Below are 18,714 nucleotides of genomic sequence, written 5' to 3' on the forward strand. Positions count from 1 at the left end.
ATGAGTTTGAACGTTAGTGTTGTTTCTGCTAGTTCCGAGGTTTGGAGTGGCAGTGCGCAACAGGTTACCGCAATAACAACCGAGGGTGAGATCGGCATCCTATCCGGTCACGAACCAGTTCTCGCGGTGCTGTCAAAGGGCGACGTGAAAGTTACTACTGACGCGGGTGAGAAGGTTGTTGTTGCAGCGGCTGACGGATTCTTATCGGTTGACCGTGACAACGTGTACGTTGTGGCTGGAAAAGCTAGACTGAGCGCATAGTTTAAAAAATGTTGCCGTTACTAACCATAGCGGCAACATTTTTATATTAGAAACTTTTACCGTGCTTGTTCTACTGCCACCGTCCGAAACTAAGCTCAGCTGTGCAGAGCCACGGCACAGTGAACCCGCAGCGGTGCTTACAGCCGCTGGTGCTGCTCGCGAAAAGCTCAGCTTTTTAGCCGCGCCTACTCTGCACGCAGCGCGAGCGTGTGTGCAGAGTGCGCTGGTGTCTTTGAGTACCGCACCGGATGAGCGTGCCTATAAGAGCCTGAAACTGCGCCCGTCTCCTAAAGCGGATGTGGCACTTGCGGCCAACAGGGCGCTGGTGGCAAGCGGAGGGATTGTCGGCGTTGCAGCGCTGGCGACCAACGCTGGTGTTGGCGGGCTTGCTGCTAACAGGCAATCGACCAGCAGCAGAGAATCAGCGCTAAACGATGATCCTGCGATTAACACCCCACAGTTGCCGGCGATTTTGCGCTACACGGGGGTTTTGTACGATGTACTCAATGCGACCGAGCTTAACGGGCAAGCACTAATGTGGCTCGCGCAGCACGTGTGCGTGCAATCTGCCCTCTACGGAATCGTGGGCGCGGCAGATCCGATCGCCAATTATCGGCTCTCTGCAGCGAGCAGTTTGCCCGAGCTGAAAATAAGTCTGAAAAAGTTTTGGCAGGGCGTTTTTCAAGATATCGACTTGTGCAGTGCCGGTTTTGTGCTTGATTTGCGCTCGAACGACTACGCCTCCCTGGCTCCGCTCGAGTATGGCGATACTGCTGTTAAACTGCGGGTGGCGCAGCGGGCGGCGGATGGTAGTCTTAAGGCGCTTAATCACTTTAACAAGCAGGCCAAGGGTGAGCTCGTGCGGCGCTTGGCTTGCAGCGGCGCGGATATTACAGATGCCGCAGGCTTTACAACCTGGGCGCGGGCGCACGATTTAGAGGTTGTTACAATCGATGGTGAGCTTACTCTGATTACAAAATTTGACCCGAAAGTTAATCAATAAGTAACTTTGTGACTAAAATAGGCTACGGTAGAAAGGTTTAGATATGTCAGCACCGGGGGAAAACGCGAGCCATCGTGTACTGCAGTATAGCGCTGACAGCGATGTGCGGGTAGAACTATCCTGGCACGGGCTAACCCACGTCGGGCTGCGGCGTGAAACTAACCAGGACAGCTACCTTGCAATACCCCCCGTGTTCGCGGTTGCCGATGGAATGGGTGGTCACGAGGGCGGCGAGATCGCATCCGCTGCCGTAACCATGAGGCTTGCAGAACTCGCAGAATCTGGTGATGCGGTCGATATTGACTCGCTGGTGCGAGCGCTAACTGTAGCTGTGACTGATATTCAGTCGGAAGATAATGCGACGCGGCACACGGCCGGCACAACCGTGACCGGTGCTTTTTTTGGCACAGAAACGAACGTGCCCAACTGGAATATTTTCAACATTGGCGATTCGCGGGTTTACCATTTTTTTGAGGGCGCGCTAACGCAGGTCACGCGCGATCACTCTGTTGTGCAGCATCTGCTGGACAGCGGCGCGATAACGCCCGCAGAAGCGGAGGTGCATCCGCATGCAAATATTATTACTCGTGCCGTTGGCGGCTATGAGTCGCCCGTGCCGGATCTTATGAAAATCGCGATCGTGCCCGGGCAGCGGATTCTGATCTGCTCTGACGGGCTCACAAAAGAGCTCACCGACGTGGGTATTCAGTATTTTTTGAGTCAGGCGGATACGGCAGCCGATGCTGCTGAAGTTCTGCTTGAGCACGCGCTCGGCAACACAGGGCGCGATAATATCTCGGTGATCGTACTTGAGGTGCATGCGCTGACGGGAGTTCCTGCGGAAGCAGAGGGCAACAGCGCGGAAACTGAGCGTAATCTTAGCTAAATCAAAGGTTGGGCGCGTAAAATTGTAGTGGCTTATTAGGCCACTAAGAATAATAAAGGAGCCCAAACAAATGGCACTTATTGATGCAGTTATTGCCCGTGAAATTCTTGATTCTCGCGGCAATCCCACAGTTGAGGTAGAGGTCGGCTTAACCGACGGATCGGTGGGGCGTGCGGCGGTTCCTGCCGGTGCATCAACTGGTGAGTACGAAGCGTACGAGCGGCGTGACGGAGAGAAAACACGATATTTTGGTAAGGGCGTTTGCAAAGCTGTTGAGTCAGTTTATAACACGCTAGGTCCTGCTATTGAGGGTATGGCGGCGGATGACCAGCGCGCTATTGACCAGGCGCTAATTGAGGTTGACGGCAGTGATAATAAAGAAAAACTGGGCGCTAACGCAATTCTTGGCGTGAGCATGGCGGTTGCGCACGCGGCGGCGGTTTCAGCTGGGCTACCACTTTTTCGCTACTTTGGCGGTCCAACAGCGTGTGCCTTGCCGGTGCCCCTGATGAACATTATTAACGGTGGCGCTCATGCTGACACCGGTGTTGAGATTCAGGAGTTTATGATCGTGCCAATTGACGCAGAAACATTCAGCGAAGCTTTGCGCTGGGGTGCTGAGGTTTACCATACGCTGAAAGGTCTGCTAAAAGAGCGTAACCTATCAACAGGGCTTGGTGATGAGGGCGGATTCGCGCCCGACCTGCCAACCAATGATGCGGCTCTTGATCTGCTTGTTGAGGCGATTGAGCGCGCGGGTTTCACTCCCGGGTCTGATATCGCGCTTGCGCTTGATGTGGCATCGAGTGAGTTTTGCGAGCACGGAGTGTACACTTTCGAGGGTAGACAGCGTACAGCGGATGAAATGATAGCCTACTATCGGCAGCTTGTTGCTAAATATCCGCTCGTGTCGATTGAAGATCCGCTAGATGAGAACGACTGGGAAGGCTGGGTTAATCTGACTGACGCGCTTGGTGACGCGGTGCAACTTGTTGGTGACGATCTGTTTGTAACCAATCCGGAGCGTCTTGCGGAGGGAATTACCACGGGAGCTGGCAACAGCCTGCTCGTGAAGGTAAACCAGATTGGCACTCTCACGGAGACCGCTGATGCTGTGAAGCTTGCGCATCGCAACGCTTACTCAACAATTATGTCGCACCGTTCGGGCGAGACGGAGGATGTGACGATCGCCGATTTGGCGGTGGCGTTTGAGACGGGGCAGATTAAAACCGGTGCTCCCGCGCGCAGCGAGCGCGTTGCTAAGTACAATCAGCTTTTGCGCATCGAAGAAGAACTCGGTGAAGCTGCTGAATACGCTGGCAAAGCCGCTTTCCCGCGGTTTGGTGCGTAGCAGTAGCTTAGCCCGACTGTGTGAGGTGAGCGTTTGCCAAGTTTGCGTGTGGTGCTTATTTGATCTATTCTGGTTGTAGTTGGTGTTTAGTGTGTTTGTGCACAATGCCGATTAGCGTAATATGATCGCGATGAGTGTTTACCACGTTTGCACGCGGTAAACACTCATCGTACTTTTATTTTATTTGGAGTGTTTATGGGTGCTAAAAAAACCGTACAAACGCCCGCCGCGTCGAGGCAATATAGGTTGCGCCCGAGCATAATTAAACTGTTCTGTATTGTGTTTGTGATAGCTGCGTTTGTGTCGATTATTCCAAATACGCTTAAATACTTTGAACAAAAACAAGAGATTAAGGCAGTTGAACAGAAGCTCGAGCAAACACGCAACGAAGTCGCTGAAAAACAGCGCGCTGTTGCAAACTGGGACGATCCAAACTACGTGCGAGCGCAGTCGCGTGACAGGCTTTTTTACGTTATGCCCGGAGAGTTCCAGCTGGGAATTATTAACGATATCCAGCTGCCGCAAACAAGCCGCGAAGTAACAGAAAAAGATTTAACCGCCGCTAAAAGCGACTGGTCACAAAACCTGCTGGGCTCTATTTTGCGAGCCTCTCAGGTCGAGAAGCCGCCCGCGCAAGCGGATGAGCAGCCCGAGCAGGAATAACCACGTCCGCAAAACGAACAACAAAAGCAGCATGAACATGAACTTTGAAAAACCATTTCAGGCTGATATTGAGACTGTTAGGCACAATGAAAATGAACTGTAAAAAACCGTCTCAGGATGATATTGAGATTGTGAGCGGGCAGCTTGGGCGGCCGGCGCGCGGAGTGCTGTATATTGCCGCGCGAGCCGCATCGGGGGAGCCGCTGGTGGTGGCAACCGCCCCGTGCCTGGCTGATGGCACCCCGTTCCCAACTTTTTACTACCTAACACACCCCGAGGCCGTTGCTGCCGCCTCCCGGCTCGAAGCGACCGGTTTTATGGCAGAGTTGAACGTGCGGCTGCAAGAAGACGCTGAATTGCGCGCAGCCTACACCCGGGCGCACGAGCTGTACATAGCGGATCGCGAGCGTGCGGGCGGTAAAGTTCCGCAGCTTGAGGGCATCAGCGCGGGGGGAATGCCTGCGCGTGTCAAATGCCTGCACGCGCTAATTGGGCACGCCTTGGCAGCAGGTGCGGGCGTTAATCCGCTCGGAGATATTGCGCTTGCCGCGAGTGGCTTTTTAGCACAGGAGCATTAATTGCGCTCTTACCGGGCTGTGCGGGTTATGGCAATTGCGTGCTTGCCGTGTTGTGCAGTATGCGATAACTGTGCGTTTTTCGCGAGTAATTTTGCTGTGCAAAGGCATTAATTGTGCGCTCATCACGCTGTGCAGTTTGTAATAGTTGCGCGCTCACCGCGCTGTAAAGTTTGCAACGGCGTTTTAGATTAGAATATTAGGTATAACAAGAAGTGGCGTAAACGCGCCACAGCATAAAGGAGTTTTTCTTGACTAAAGAGATTTTAATTGTTGGTGGTGGCTACGCGGGATTTTACACCGCTTGGCATCTAGAAAAGCATTTGCGTCGCGGTGAGGCTAATGTGACGATAGTTGATCCGCTGCCGTATATGCAGTATCTACCGTTCTTGCCCGAGGTGGCGGCCGGTTCAATTGAGCCGCGCCACGCGGTTGTGAGCAGGCGGCGACACCTGCGCAACACCGCAGAAATTAGCGGCAAGGTTGTTGGCATCAGGCACGCCGACAAGCTCGCAACTATTGAGCTTGCCGATGGCAGTACGCTTGAGCAGTCATATGATGAGATTGTGATTACAACGGGCTCGGTGTCGCGCACCTTCCCAATTCCGGGCATCGCTGATAACGCTATCGGCATGAAAACCATCGAAGAGGCGGCGGCTGTGCGCGATCGCCTGTTTGGCAATTTCGAGCGCGCCGCTGCCTTGCCAAAGGGTTCAGCAGAGCGCGAGCGACTTTTGACGGTGACCGTTGTTGGCGGTGGATTCGCAGGAATAGAAACAATTGCAGAGCTGCGCAGCGCAGCTAACGACCTGCTCTCGCGCTACCCGGAAATTGATTTTGCAGAAACCTCATTCCACCTCGTAGAGGCAATGGGGCGGATCATGCCCGAGGTGAGCCAAGAGCTGGCCGACTGGGTTATTAAAGACCAGAGCGCTAAAGGTGTGACGATTCACTTGGATACTCAGCTGCAGGATGCAACAGGAGGGCAGATTAAACTCTCTACCGGCGAGGAATACCCCTCTGACCTGATTATTTGGACAGCAGGTGTGATGCCGCGCCCGTTCTTGCGCAACACCGATCTGCCGATTGGCTCGCGCGGTCACGTTATTTCATCACCAACCTTGCAGGTAACAACCGAAAACGGCGAAAAGGTGCTGGGCGCTTGGACCGCTGGTGACACCGCGCAAACACCGGATATTTCCGAGACCCCAGGTCCTGGCGGTTTCTGTGTGCCGAACGCGCAGCACGCTGTGCGGCAGGGTAAGCTGCTGGCGCGTAACATTACAGCACAGCTGCGCGGTGAGGGGCTGTTTAAGTACAACCACAAAAACCTTGGTGCGGTTGCCGGTCTTGGCCTGAACACGGGTGTTTTCCAGTCTGGTAAAGTGCACCTGACCGGATACATTGCATGGCTTGCGCACCGGCTCTACCATGGCATGGCAATTCCAACGTGGGAGCGTAAAGCTCGCGTGTTTGGCGGCTGGGTAGGTCACTTTATTTGGAAGCGCGACGGGGTTGGAATTGAAGCCAACAAGTCCCCGCGCGCAGAGTTTGAGCGGTTTGCGGCGCGTCCCAAATCTTAAAACTCGGCAATTTTTTGGGCTGTAACTATTGCGGGGCGGATCGTGCAGCGCGGATTTGCCCCGCAATAGTTGTTTCAGAGCGCGGTTATGAGCCTGGTGCGCCACGGGTTTGGTGTCACCACGCGGTTATGACTCCGGTGCGAGACACAGAATGGTTGCTAGCTCGCCGCACTGTGGCGGATGTTACAACGCGGTTACGAGCTGGGCGCGTGGCGGCTTAAAAACTCGTACATTTCAGTTTCATCCACGCCTGGAAAATCTCCGCTCGGGAGGGGTGCGAGAATATACTGGTGCATTTTGGCGCTTGCCCAGCTTTTGTTTTGCCACCTGTTGCGCAGCTGTGTGGAGGGGAGCTTGCAGCACTTGCTCGATGGGCACTTAGAAACGCGCCGCACCGTGGTGTCGCTACCCCTAAACCATTTCGCGTCGCTAAACGCAACCCCGCAGGTGATCGAAAATCCGCCAGAGGTTTCCGCTTCTCCTGTTTGTACGCTCGACCAGAAAGTGCCAGCGGGCGTGTCCGTGTACTGGTAGAACTCGCTTGTGCGAGTGCGGCGCTGAAAAGCGGTACGACCGGGAAACTTGCGGCACAGAATCTGCCCTTCAGCGTTGCCCGCTGAGTCGGTGGGTAAAACCAATCCGTCGTTCGCAAATCCGCGGATTAGCAACCCTGCGGTGTCGGTGCGATAAAAATGCACGGGTAAATCCAGGTGGGTTGTTGCCAGGTTTGTGAACCTGTGTGCGGCGGTCTCGTGGGTCACCCCAAAAGCGTCCCGGAAGTCTTCGATCGCCAGGTTGCGATTTTGCTTTGCCCGTAGTAAAAACTCTTTTGCGGCAGTTTCCGGAATCAGGCAGGCGGATGAGAAGTAGTTTATTTCGAGCCTGTGGCGTAAAAACTCGGCGTAGTTTGAGGGTGGTTTGTGCTTCAGAATGCGGTGCGCCATTGCCTGCAGCGCTAGTGCGCGCAGTCCGTGTCCGCCCGGAATTGACGCCGGTGGCAAATAGATTCTACCGTTTTCAAGGTCGGTGATACTTCGCGTGTTCTGCGGCAAATCCTCAACGAAGATAAGCTCAAAGCCGAGTTTTTCCGCGAGCACGGCAACTGTGCGGTGTGTTAACGCTCCGTTAGTGTGCCCAACCTGTGCCATCAGCTCTTCTGCGAGTTTCTCAATTTCTGGCAGGTAGTTGTTGAGCTCGTGCATCCGCTGCCTAATCAGTGTGTTCGCGTGCCGCGCGCCCTCGGAGCTGGCGGCTTTTTCGCGCGACTGCTCGTGCAGCGCAGTGCTGAGCGTGACTATTGTTTCGAGGGCGTTTTCCGAGAGCGCCTGTGGGTTTGTTATTGGCGGTATTTGCAGCTCTTTGAGCAGTTCGCTCTGCTGCAGGCTGAGTAGTTTAATTTCGAGTTCGGCTCTTTTTGACGGCGCGCTTGCGGTGAGGAGCGTTTTAATATCGGTTGTGAAAATCGCCGCTAGCTGTGCGAGCACCGATATTTTAGGCTCGCGTTTGCCGGTTTCGTAGAGCGAGAGCTGGCTCACGCTGAGCCCGATTTTTTCGCTCACCTCGACCAGCGTAAGCCCCGATTTTTTACGAAAATGCTTTATTCTTTTGCCGAGAATGAGCGCGCTCTGCTTTTTATCGCCAGTTTTCTGCGTTTTTGAGGGGGTTGCTGGAGTCGCGCCCGCGATATCCGCTGTAAAATTAGACATATTTATATTATACGTAAAAAAATTAAAAAGTTTACACCGTTTTTTGGCTGTTATGTCACTAAACATAACTAATAATTAAATTAGGAGAAATTTTATTCGGTGTTTAGGAGCTAAAATGACCACCGCCACAAAAATCGACAACGACTATCAGCCAATTACGCACACTATCGCTGAGTTTGAGAGCGCTGCACCGGTAAAAGATGCCAAGGTTTTAGGCTGGATTTGCGAGATGGCGGATATAATGCAGCCGGACCAAATATTCTGGTGCGACGGCAGCACCGCGCAGTGGCAGCTGCTGACCGCAGAGATGGTAGCGCAGGGCTCACTGATAAAACTCAACCCGGATATTCGCCCAAACAGTTTTCTAGCGCGCTCAAGCAGTGACGATGTTGCGCGTGTTGAAGAGCGTACCTTTATTTGTGCGGCGGATCCCGAAGCAGTCGGACCAACCAACAACTGGCGCGACCCAGACGAGATGCGTCAAGAACTGCTGCCGTTTTTTAAGGGTGCGATGCGCGGCCGCACAATGTATGTGCTGCCCTTTGCTATGGGTCCCATCGGCGGTGCTATTACGCAGCTGGGATTGCAGCTCACCGATTCCCCGTACGCGGTGCTGAGTATGCAGATTATGGCGCGGGTCAGTTTTGAAGTGCTGCGCCACATTGAGCGCGGAGCTAACTGGGTGCGCACCGCGCACACGGTTGGAGCGCCGCTGCTTGACGGCGCGGCAGACAGCGCCTGGCCGTGCAATAGCACCAAGTACATCTGCCATTTTCCAGACACGCTTGAGGTGTTGTCCTTCGGGTCTGGCTATGGCGGCAACGCGCTCTTGTCAAAGAAGTGTTTTGCGCTGCGCCTTGCGAGTGTGATGGGCAAGCGCGAGGGATGGCTTGCTGAGCATATGCTGCTGATCAAGGTAACCAATACGAACACGGGCCGCGTCTATAATTTGGCGGCGGCGTTCCCATCCGCTTGCGGTAAAACCAACCTGGCGATGCTAACGCCGACAATTCCGGGGTGGAAAGTTGAAACCCTGGGTGACGATATTGCGTGGCTCAGGCAGGGAGCGGATGGCAGGCTGTACGCAATTAACCCGGAGGCGGGCTTCTTTGGAGTCGCGCCCGGCACCGGCGAGAGCACCAACCCGACCGCGATTAGCGCGCTCTGGGGTAACACGATTTATACGAATGTGGCGCTCACAGATGACGGCGATGTGTGGTGGGAGGGTAAAACCGATGAGGTGCCCGCACACCTGATCGACTGGCAGGGGCAGGACTGGACTCCCGCGAGCGGGACACCAGCGGCACACCCTAACTCGCGCTTTACTGTTCCTGTGACACAGGCACCGAGCATTGCCCCTGAGTGGAGCGAAGCTGAAAACGGGGTGCCGCTCGACGCAATTCTGTTTGGCGGCAGGCGTGCCACAAACGTGCCGCTGGTTGCAAAAGCGCTCAGCTGGCAGCACGGGGTGTTTATGGGCGCTACGATTTCGAGCGAGAAAACTGCGGCGCAAGAGGGGCTGGTTGGTGAGCTGCGGCGGGATCCGTTTGCGATGCTGCCTTTCTGCGGCTACAACATGGCGGATTACTGGGGGCACTGGCTCGCAATAGGTGAGAAGCTGGGAGATAAAGCGCCGGCTATTTTCCAGGTGAACTGGTTTAGAAAAGACGCTGACGGGAAGTTTTTGTGGCCAGGATTTGGTGAGAACTCGCGTGTTATTGACTGGATTTTGCGCAGCCTCGATGCTGACAGCGAGAGCGACGATGCGAAGGGCGAAGAGCTGCCAGTGGGAATTGTTCCCGCCAGTGGCGAGCTGAACCTGACAGGTATTGAGATTAGCGACGAGTCGCTTGCCGAGTTATTTAGGGTTGATAATGAGAGCTGGCTGCAAGAGTGTATGCTGACTGAGGAGTTCTTTGCGATGTTCGGTGACCGCGTGCCGCAGGAGCTACGCGCGCAGCTGCAGGGTCTGCGCGAGCGTCTCGGGGCTTAATTTCACCTTAGCCAGTGTTGCCTGGTGATTTTTGCTGGCGGTGGGGTTTTGCCTGACACTTGCGCCTGGGCGGTTTTACCCACTGGTTTTGCTTAGGCTTTTTGGCGGAGTGGGTGTTGTGATTAATTTGCCGCCCTAGCTCTTGAGCGTGTACTATTATAATCGGTACTGTTTTTGCGGCGCGCCCCCGTAGCCCAATTGGCAGAGGCAGAAGACTTAAAATCTTTCCAGTCTGGGTTCGAGTCCCAGTGGGGGTACAAATTTTGTTATTTTTATTATGCGAAGGCGTGAAGTTGTGATCTCTGAGTTTTGGAGTCGAGCGGTAAGCGAGATCCCTGAGCTGCAAAACCTGAGTGTTCTCTACAGAATCGCAAAGTAGTTTTGAGATTTATTTTGTAGCATCCAGATCAGTTTTAGTTCAAGCCGTAGCTGCGGTGCAGCCTTGAAAGCGTTGCCAGTGTTGTAGCTGGCGTTGTGAGTAAGCATCCTCTGCGCTTAATATCGCCGCTGGCTTGTTTAGCTTGGTATTAAACAGCGCCTTCTGCTTCCAGTGTTTTAGCAGTTGATAAACTATAGAATATAGTCATGGATGTTTCATTAATTGTGTTTTTGGTGGCGCTCGGTTTCGTGCTGGTGCTTGGTGTTTACGTGTGGGTTACCTACAACTCGCTTGTAACGCTTCGAGCGCGGGTTGATGAGGCGTGGAGCGATATTACAGTGCAGCTGAAGCGGCGTGCCGACCTGATCCCGAGTCTTGTTGACACCGTTAAAGGGTATGCAACACACGAACGCGCGGCATTTGAAGAGGTAACGCGAGCCAGAGCAGAAACGCTTGCCGCGTCCGGTCCCGCGGCCGCGTCAGAGGCAGAAAATCATATGCAGCAGGCGCTTAAGAGCATCTTTGCGATCGCGGAGGCGTATCCGCAGTTGCAGGCGAGCCAGAACTTTCTGGAGCTGCAGTCCGCTCTTGTTGATGCCGAAAACAAAATCCAAGCATCGCGCCGCTTCTACAACGGCGGAGTGCGCGAGCTGAACACTAAGATTCAGGTTTTCCCCAACACGATTTTTGTGCGTGGCATGGGTTTCAAAGAGCGTGAGTTCTTTGAGGTGCAAGATTTTGCGGCTATTGCAGAGCCGCCGCGCATTGACTTCGGTAACTAGTTTTTAGCAGCGCGAGGTATTCGGCGTGTACAGGGAGATCCGCAGAAATAAAATAAACACCTGGCTGATTATGACCTTTTTTGTGCTCATAATCGGCGGTTTGGGTTATCTCGCTGGCGTTATCTATAACAGCTACACGGTTACCGTGTTCATTGTGCTGGGAGCTGTTGGGTACACGCTGGTGCAGTATTTCATGGCAAGCAGGCAGGCACTAAGTATGGCAGGCGCGGTACAGATTACCGAGCGAGACAATCCGCGCCTCTATCGCACAGTTGAAAACCTTGTGATTACAACCGGTATGCCGATGCCGAAAGTGTACATTGTAAACGACCCTGCTCCCAACGCCTTTGCGACCGGCAGAAACCCCGAGAACGCGGTTGTTGCGGCGACTACCGGGCTGCTTGAAATTATGACGGATGCCGAACTCGAGGGCGTGATGGCGCACGAGCTGGGACACGTGCGCAACTACGACATCCGAGTAAACATGATAGTTTACGGGCTGGTTGTGGCCGTTGGCATGATTGGCGATATGCTGATGCACATCACGGTATTTGGGCGCGGGCGTAATAGCAACAACCCGGTAGCAATGATTTTTGGCATTGTGGCGATGCTGATTGCGCCGCTCGTAGCAACAGTTGTTCAGCTTGCCGTTTCTCGGCAGCGGGAATATTTAGCGGATGCAACTGGCGCGCTCACAACCCGACACCCTGTTGCGCTCGCGAGTGCGCTGCACAAGCTGCAGGAGCACGCGCAGCCGTTGAAAAGGCAGCAGACAAGCATGGCGCACATGTGGATATCAGATCCTAACAAAGCCGGTTTTGTGCAGCAGCTGTTCGCAACGCATCCGCCGATAGAGAGCAGAATTAAACGCCTGCTTGAGAATCAAGCTAAGTTTTAGCGAGTTTCTGACGATCTTTTACAAAACGTATTTTAGGGTGTGTTTTGAGTGGAAAAAATACCGTAAAAGCGTTACTCTAGATAGCAAAGCACAAAGGGGAGCAAGCCCCTTAGAAAGGGAGAATAGAGTGACGGATTATTACTCGAAGCAGACACGTTTAGAGACGGACTCGCTCGGCAGTGTTGAAGTGCCGCGCAGCGCATACTGGGGTGTGCACACAGCGCGCGCGCTGGAGAACTTTCCAATTTCAAGGCGACCTATCTCTGTTTATCCGCAGTTTGTGCGTGCCTTTGCGTGCGTGAAACAGGCCGCAGCGCGCGCTAATTTGCAGATTGGCGCTATTGATGAGCAGAAAGCGCGCCTGATTGACCGCGCCTGCGAAGAGGTCAAAAACGGAATGCTGCTCGACCAGTTTATTGTTGGCGTTGTGCAGGGAGGTGCTGGCACCTCAACCAACATGAACGCGAATGAGGTTATCACAAACCGAGCTTTGGAGCTGGCGGGTCGTGAAAAAGGCGACTACGCGTTTATTAATCCGAACGATCACACAAACTGTAGCCAGTCAACCAACGACACATACCCAACCGCAATTAAAATTGCGATCGCTTTCTCGCTCACGTCGTTGACTTGTCAAATTGAGGAGCTCGCGAAGAGCTTTGAGGCTAAGGGCAAAGAGTTTGGCAACATTCTTAAGGTTGGTCGCACACAGCTGCAGGATGCTGTCCCGATGACACTGGGGCAGGAGTTCCGTGCTTTTGGTGTGACACTTTACGAAGACGTTGACCGGCTGCGAGAAGTTGAGCGTCTGCTGTACGAGGTTAATATGGGCGCGACCGCTATCGGTACGGGAATTAACGCGTCGCTCGGTTACAAAGAAGCGGTTATTGAGCACCTGCGCGATATCACGGGAATTCCGCTTGAAACGGCCGGTGATTTGATTGAGTCGACGAGTGACACGGGCGTGTTTATTACATTCTCGGGCGCTCTGAAACGCTGCGCGCTGAAGCTTTCTAAGATTTCTAATGATTTGCGGCTTTTGTCTTCTGGTCCGCAGGCTGGCATCGGTGAAATTAACCTGCCGGCTCGCCAGGCGGGATCGTCGATTATGCCGGGCAAGGTTAACCCTGTAATTCCAGAGGCAGTGTCGCAGGTGGCGTATGCTGTTGCTGGTGCTGATGTTACAGTGTCGATGGCCGTTGAGGCTGGGCAGCTGCAGCTTAACGCTTTTGAGCCGATTATCGCTCACTCGCTGTTCCAGTCTATGACGTGGCTTGAGCAGGCATGCCTCACCTTGCGGCTAAACTGTGTTGATGGTATCACGGCAAACACCGACAAGCTCTCTGAAACTGTTGAGCGCTCGGTTACTGTGATAACCGCTCTTGCCCCTGTTATTGGATACGCTGAGGCTGCTAAGCTCGCAAAAGAAGCGCTCGCCACGAACGCGAATATTCGTGAGCTGGTTGTTGCTAAGGGTCTATTGAAGGAGAGCGAGTTGGCGGATATCCTGCAGCCAGCACGCCTCGCGGGAATCACCCCAGACACCGAGACCGTGCGCGCCGCAGCTCATGTGACTCCGGCCACCGAAGTTGACGCCACAAGCGTAATGGGTGAGGCTTAATAGCCGCGCAATAACCTATTGGGTTTGCAACCCTTAAAAACTCCCCGCTAGCTGATAGCTTAGATAGCGGGGAGTTTTGAATGATTTAATGGTTTGTTTTAGCGCTGCGTATTAAACTTCAACCGCGTGGGTTGTGAGCGCGCCGATTTTTTCGATCGTTACCGTAACAACAGTGCCGTCTTTAAGGTAGAGCGGTGGTTTACGGCTGCGTCCGGCTCCGCCCGGAGAGCCGGTTGAAATCATTGTGCCGGGCTTGAGCGTTAGTGATTGTGAAATTGTTACGAGCAGCTGTTTCACAGAACGCACCATAAAAGAAGTTGATGAGTCCTGCACTCGCAGATCATCGAACTCTGTTGTTATTTTAAGCTGCTGCGGATCTGGTATTTCATCCGCTGTAACAACAACGGGACCAACCGGAGTGAAGCCGTCAAAAGACTTGCAGCGTGACCACTGCGGTTCTGCAAATTGCAGGTTGCGAGCTGTTAAATCATTTACGACTGTGTATCCAAAAACGTGATCCAGAGCGTTTTCAGGGGTTAGGTTCTTGGCTTCCTTTCCGATTATCACCCCCAGCTCGCCCTCGTAGTCAACTTCGCGGGTGAGATGGGTTGGTAACTCAACCGTGCCGTTGTGAGGCGCGAGCGAGTTTGGGAAAAGCGAGAAGAGCACAGGACCGGCATCGTTATCAAGGCTTAGCTCGTTGGCGTGTTCACTGTAGTTAAGACCCACTGCGAGTGTGACAGGCGGGCTGATTACTGACGGACCGTACTGTAAATCGCTTAGTTTTGTGCCGGTGCCAGGTTGCAGAGATGTTGCGGCGGATTGTAAATCTGCGTACGCTTTAGGCTCTGACTCTAGTAGCTGCTGTAGTGTTTTTGCAGCGCATCCAAGCTCAGCTGCAAACACAGCGTGAGATCCTTTAATAACAGCTAGGCGAGGTGATAAATCAGGGTTAGGAGTTAAATGCGCAAGTTTCACGCTAATAACTTTATCTAAAACACGTCATAATTTTTTGTGAATGTTGTTTTGCGCGAGCGTTTTTGTGCTGGTCTGTGAGAGTGGCGAGCAGCTCACGCCGCTCTCACAGCAGCTTAAGCACGTTTATTTCTTAACCTAGTGTACTCAAACTGTGCATCCCTCACAGTGAGTTTAGGCATCTTTATTTCCTGTAATTATCACCCCTGCTGTTAGCTGTTGGTCACTGTTGTGGCTTGTTTCTGCGGTAAATGCCGTAGCCTATTGCTCCAATTCCTGCCGCGGCGAGCGATCCGGCAACAACAAAACCCAGCAGACCAAGCTCAGACGCTATTTTTTCAACAGCTCCTGTCACCTCTAAAATAGGAGATGGCGTAACCTTAACTGTTTCGTCCGGCAGACCGCATTTTCCGCGGTGAGCGACAATCCGTTCGCCATCTGGTTTAACATACGTCAGAGTTTCAACCCAGTAGTATACGCCAGGCTCACTAAAACTCACCTTTTCAGACTCGTATGCCCCGATAGATTCAACGAGAACTGGTTTATCTAGCGCGAACACCATATTTGATGTTTCACAAACGGGAGCGTTAGTGTCCAGTGCCTTGTAGGCTGCGAATGTGAGCTCAGTTTTAACACCGCTGCTTGTGCTTGGCAACACGCCGGATACTGTCGCGGTGTCAAAAGTTTTTTCACCAATATGCACTTCTGGTCTGGTTTTAGTCACAACCGTTGCGTCAGTAACCTCCGTTGTCTCGTTTTCAATCCCGCATTTTCCTTCGTGCAGGGTTACAGTGCCATCATCGGGGTGGGTTGCTATAAGTTTTTCAATCCACCAGTAAACACCCTTCCCTGTTGTTTTAAGAGCATCGGAGACGTATTCAGCCTCTTGCGCAACCCCGGAGGTAACCGGTTTGGGTGCTGTTGTGGCGATTTTGTTTGCCGGAGTGCACACCGGTGAACCGCTGAAGAAACTCTGTCGCAGAACCTGTTGTATGCCCCGGTGGCGCTGTTTTACGTCCTGGTCTTCTTGTTTGATGCTTTGGTCGCTCTGTTCTGTTGCCGCGTCGTTCTGCTTTATTACGTGGTTGCTCTGTTCGATGTCGTTCAAATCGGGTTTTTTGTAGAGTTCGAACACAATGCTTGTGTTCTCAGGAACACTGCCGGTAACTATTGCGGTATCGGTAATAGAGTCAAAAACAGACGCGTTTTTGAGTGCTTTACTAACAACTATTGGCCGCACAATTTTTGCTGATTCAGTCGGCACTCCGAAATCGTCGCAAGTTTCATCCCATATTCCGGGCGTGCTCTGATCCGCATCCACAACACACCAGCGCATTGTAACGAAGCTGTATTTGGGGTCAGTGTTCAGCGGTAGTCTGATTGCCGGGGATACTAGATCCTGCTCGTTTTTTGCGGGATCCGTTGTGACTTTAACCGTGCCTATCGCGACTGCACTATCTGGTACAGTGGCGGATTGCGGCAGCTCAACGCCAGAGTAGAGGTAGGCGGTGCCCGTTAGCGTGAGCGGGATACGGTCACCGTTACTGTCGCGAAGCCAGTTGTCCTTGGCGCTTATTTTAACGGTGTCGGTAAACTCTGTGCCGACAGTGAGCTCTGCTGCAGACAGCTCGGTTTTGAACTTCACCGGCATTTTCCCGACCTGTGTTTCTTCTCGCGCACCAAATCCGTCAGTGTAAAAATACTTTTCGGGAAAGGCGCGGCAGCCCGGTGCGCCGCCGGATGCGGTGCAGTCTTTTGTGCCGATTATGGCAGGATCTTGATCCGCTGTGTCGATATCCCATTTCCAGGTGTAGAAGCCCTGCTCCTGAACTGTTTGAGGCACAGAAACCTGGTATGTTTGGGCGGTGCTGTGATCGCGCCTCGGGTCGGTTGTGATTTTTGTCCGAGCAACAACGGGAGCGCCCCGGGGCGCTTCGCGAGAGGGATTTAGCGCCGGGTCAGAGAGGAAAGGTCCGTACAGCGTGCCTGTTGCGGTGACTGGCATCCATTCTTTCTCGCCTGAGTCATTGATACGCCACCGCCAGGTGTCTGACAGCGCGGCGGTTGCTTTGGCTGGGCTGAAAGTGACCGTGTCTGAAAAATTATCGCCTATCTTTATAAACTTGGAAGCTACCGCACTTGTGACTTCTGGTGCCCACAGAGTGTCCGCATCAGAGTAAGATGCCTCAAAGTGCTTTTCTCTGTCTTTGGGTATTCGTAATTTAATTGTGGACTGCCGACCGCCGCCGTTACCGAATAGGATCTGCTCATCATGCACAATCTGCTTGCCGTTGAACCAGACCCTGTAATAACGGTCCCATATTCGGTCGTGCGGCGGAATACCGACCCAGCTGAGCACTGTGCCCGCCGGTGCGCCGTTTTGCCATTTCTTGGTGGTTGAATCATCGTCACTGAACCTGCCGTTGTGGATGTTGAGCTCTGTGATTCCTTGCGGGATTGCAATGGTGCCGCGGTAAGGGGTTTCGATGCTGATAGCGGCGTTGCGCTGTGAGGCAGCGCGCACCCATGAACTCGCCTCGGCGAGCATACTGTCAGCGCGGCTGTTAACCTGCTCGCCAACCACTCTCAAAACCTTTTTCAGTTCGTGATTGTGCCCGCTGTTGCCGCCGTTGCGGTCGCGTATTTTCCATACTGCAAGCGCAACAGCGGCGGTCTGCACGTTGTCGTTTGTTTGCCCGTACTTAGAGATAATAAAGCTCATTTGTTTGAGTTCGTCGCCAGCAACTTCACCCGCGCTAATATAGGCCTTGCTGTAGGCGGGGATTGTGTTTTGCGGTTTGAATATGGGCGGGGTTTTCCGCGTAATAATGCCGATTTCAACGCAGTAAACCAGTTGACCATCCATTATGAACGCGCCCGCGCCGGGGGAGCCGCTGCGACCGTTCCAGCCAACGCCAGGGCCGTAACCGATATCAGACTGTGGTGTTGCCACGGCCGGGCTTAAAGTTAAAATGCTGCCCGCAATAAAGGACATTGCTAGTAGCAGTACGGTGAGAACCAAAACCGTAATTTTAGCGGGGAGCAGCTGCGTCCCGCGTTCTCGCCGAATAAATTGTTTGTGGCTCATGTGCGCACCTTTCGTGTTAAGCGTGTTTTCTGTAAAACACTGTGCAAACTGTGTCCATAAATAGTTGCACTGAGAGATGCACTAGATTGGGTGCTGCTAAAAACCTGTGGAAAACTTGCACTTGCTTGGGGCATGAGAAACAATTCAGTTTGCACGGCGAGCTTGTTGCGGTGTCACGGATTCGCAGCCGCGGATATGTACGCTGGGTGGGGATATGTAGGCTGGGGCGGAATGGGGTGTGGATGTGCGCGCTTTGGCGGATGCGTTTGCTTGGGTGATAAGATGACGGATGCTGTGCGCGGGCGCTCCTGGTTATTGCAAGGCGCATCTGGTATTATTGTTTAATTGCCGTATAACGGCCGCGGATAAAGAGAGCTAGCACACAGGGTGTTATGCGCCGCGCAACAACACAAGGAGAGCTAATAATGGCACTTGATCCAAAAGCAAAGCAAGAGATTATTGCCGAATATGCAACTAAAGAGGGCGACACTGGCTCTCCAGAAGTGCAGGTTGCGATTCTTTCTAAGCGCATCAAAGATCTCACAGAGCACCTCAAAGAGCACAAACACGATCACCACTCACGTCGCGGGCTGCTGCTGCTTGTTGGGCAGCGTCGTCGTTTGCTTGGTTATTTGCAGCGGATCGACATTGAGCGCTACCGTAGCTTGATCCAGCGGCTAGGTTTGCGCCGATAAGGATTTAAATAATCTGCTACCCTCCCGGTGTCTGGCTGTTGATTGCAGCTTCTAAAACACGGGAGGGCAGTTTTTTGCTCGCTTATGCGCTGTTGTATGGTGCAATACCGCGTATATATGTGCCCGAGCTTGCGTTTTCTGGCTGCGTGTCCGGTCTGTTGCGCCCGGGACTGTATCGTAGTTGCGAACCCAGGTTTTATGCGCCCTTGCGCACATTGCATTCCGCACGTTCCGCATTCACAATCCACTTATAAACAA

At 53.2% G+C, this 18,714-nt stretch carries 16 protein-coding genes and 1 tRNA gene; 13 read left to right on the forward strand and 4 right to left on the reverse strand.

Annotated features, from left to right (window positions below; translation table 11 throughout):
• The 7 genes from KJY78_RS00305 to KJY78_RS00335 all read left to right on the forward strand — a co-directional run bounded on the left by KJY78_RS00305 (position 1) and on the right by KJY78_RS00335 (position 6,322).
• Complete coding sequence (locus KJY78_RS00305; protein ID WP_214336327.1) at positions 1-261, forward strand: F0F1 ATP synthase subunit epsilon; 261 nt, start codon at positions 1-3, stop codon at positions 259-261.
• 232 nt (positions 262-493) lie between these two features.
• The gene (yaaA, locus tag KJY78_RS00310; RefSeq protein WP_214336330.1) at positions 494-1,264 is read left to right on the forward strand and encodes a peroxide stress protein YaaA; all 771 of its coding nucleotides are present in this window, start codon (positions 494-496) and stop codon (positions 1,262-1,264) included.
• A 43-nt stretch (positions 1,265-1,307) separates the two neighbouring features.
• Positions 1,308-2,150, forward strand: coding sequence for a PP2C family protein-serine/threonine phosphatase (locus KJY78_RS00315; protein WP_214336332.1), 843 nt, complete (start codon positions 1,308-1,310; stop codon positions 2,148-2,150).
• Between the two features lie 70 nt (positions 2,151-2,220).
• Positions 2,221-3,501 (forward strand): phosphopyruvate hydratase, encoded by a 1,281-nt coding sequence (eno, locus tag KJY78_RS00320; RefSeq protein ID WP_214336335.1) that lies wholly within the window; start codon positions 2,221-2,223, stop codon positions 3,499-3,501.
• A 195-nt stretch (positions 3,502-3,696) separates the two neighbouring features.
• Complete coding sequence (locus tag KJY78_RS00325) at positions 3,697-4,164, forward strand: FtsB family cell division protein (protein WP_214336338.1); 468 nt, start codon at positions 3,697-3,699, stop codon at positions 4,162-4,164.
• 92 nt (positions 4,165-4,256) lie between these two features.
• The gene (locus KJY78_RS00330) at positions 4,257-4,742 is read left to right on the forward strand and encodes a DUF501 domain-containing protein (protein ID WP_250544005.1); all 486 of its coding nucleotides are present in this window, start codon (positions 4,257-4,259) and stop codon (positions 4,740-4,742) included.
• Positions 4,743-4,990: 248 nt separating this feature from the next.
• Positions 4,991-6,322: an NAD(P)/FAD-dependent oxidoreductase gene (locus KJY78_RS00335; RefSeq protein ID WP_214336342.1), complete on the forward strand. Its 1,332-nt coding sequence runs from the start codon at positions 4,991-4,993 to the stop codon at positions 6,320-6,322.
• A 194-nt stretch (positions 6,323-6,516) separates the two neighbouring features.
• Here KJY78_RS00335 and KJY78_RS00340 read toward each other — a convergent pair whose 3' ends face one another.
• Positions 6,517-8,028 (reverse strand): helix-turn-helix transcriptional regulator, encoded by a 1,512-nt coding sequence (locus KJY78_RS00340; protein WP_214336345.1) that lies wholly within the window; start codon positions 8,026-8,028, stop codon positions 6,517-6,519.
• A 115-nt stretch (positions 8,029-8,143) separates the two neighbouring features.
• Here KJY78_RS00340 and KJY78_RS00345 point away from each other — a divergent pair, with 115 nt between their 5' ends.
• Both KJY78_RS00345 and KJY78_RS00350 read left to right on the forward strand, forming a co-directional pair.
• A complete protein-coding gene (locus KJY78_RS00345) occupies positions 8,144-10,021 on the forward strand; it encodes a phosphoenolpyruvate carboxykinase (GTP) (RefSeq protein ID WP_214336347.1) in 1,878 nt (625 codons plus the stop codon).
• A 183-nt stretch (positions 10,022-10,204) separates the two neighbouring features.
• A tRNA-Leu gene (locus KJY78_RS00350) sits at positions 10,205-10,278 on the forward strand.
• A gap of 103 nt (positions 10,279-10,381) precedes the next feature.
• Here the strand turns inward: KJY78_RS00350 and KJY78_RS06665 are convergent.
• Positions 10,382-10,507 carry a hypothetical protein gene (locus KJY78_RS06665; protein ID WP_256438179.1) on the reverse strand — a complete coding sequence of 42 codons (126 nt, stop codon included), beginning with the start codon at positions 10,505-10,507 and terminating at the stop codon, positions 10,382-10,384.
• 99 nt (positions 10,508-10,606) lie between these two features.
• On the opposite strand from KJY78_RS06665, the gene KJY78_RS00355 reads away from it, so the two are divergent.
• The 3 genes from KJY78_RS00355 to KJY78_RS00365 all read left to right on the forward strand — a co-directional run bounded on the left by KJY78_RS00355 (position 10,607) and on the right by KJY78_RS00365 (position 13,698).
• Entirely contained in the window at positions 10,607-11,182 is a 576-nt protein-coding gene (locus KJY78_RS00355) for a LemA family protein (RefSeq protein WP_214336350.1), read from the forward strand.
• 25 nt (positions 11,183-11,207) lie between these two features.
• A complete protein-coding gene (locus tag KJY78_RS00360; RefSeq protein ID WP_214336353.1) occupies positions 11,208-12,080 on the forward strand; it encodes a M48 family metalloprotease in 873 nt (290 codons plus the stop codon).
• 127 nt (positions 12,081-12,207) lie between these two features.
• Positions 12,208-13,698 (forward strand): aspartate ammonia-lyase, encoded by a 1,491-nt coding sequence (locus KJY78_RS00365; RefSeq protein WP_214336356.1) that lies wholly within the window; start codon positions 12,208-12,210, stop codon positions 13,696-13,698.
• Positions 13,699-13,809: 111 nt separating this feature from the next.
• Here the strand turns inward: KJY78_RS00365 and KJY78_RS00370 are convergent, their stop codons facing one another.
• Positions 13,810-14,676, reverse strand: a complete 867-nt coding sequence (locus KJY78_RS00370; protein ID WP_214336358.1) for a fumarylacetoacetate hydrolase family protein — start codon at positions 14,674-14,676, stop codon at positions 13,810-13,812.
• A 220-nt stretch (positions 14,677-14,896) separates the two neighbouring features.
• Entirely contained in the window at positions 14,897-17,761 is a 2,865-nt protein-coding gene (locus KJY78_RS00375) for a hypothetical protein (protein ID WP_214336361.1), read from the reverse strand.
• A 425-nt stretch (positions 17,762-18,186) separates the two neighbouring features.
• Between KJY78_RS00375 and rpsO the strand changes: the two genes are divergently transcribed.
• On the forward strand, positions 18,187-18,456 hold the full coding sequence (rpsO, locus tag KJY78_RS00380) for a 30S ribosomal protein S15 (RefSeq protein WP_214336364.1): 270 nt from the start codon (positions 18,187-18,189) through the stop codon (positions 18,454-18,456).
• Positions 18,457-18,714 lie beyond the last annotated feature (258 nt).

Source organism: Canibacter zhuwentaonis (assembly GCF_018531145.1).
Taxonomy (GTDB): Bacteria; Actinomycetota; Actinomycetes; order Actinomycetales; family Microbacteriaceae; genus Canibacter; species Canibacter zhuwentaonis.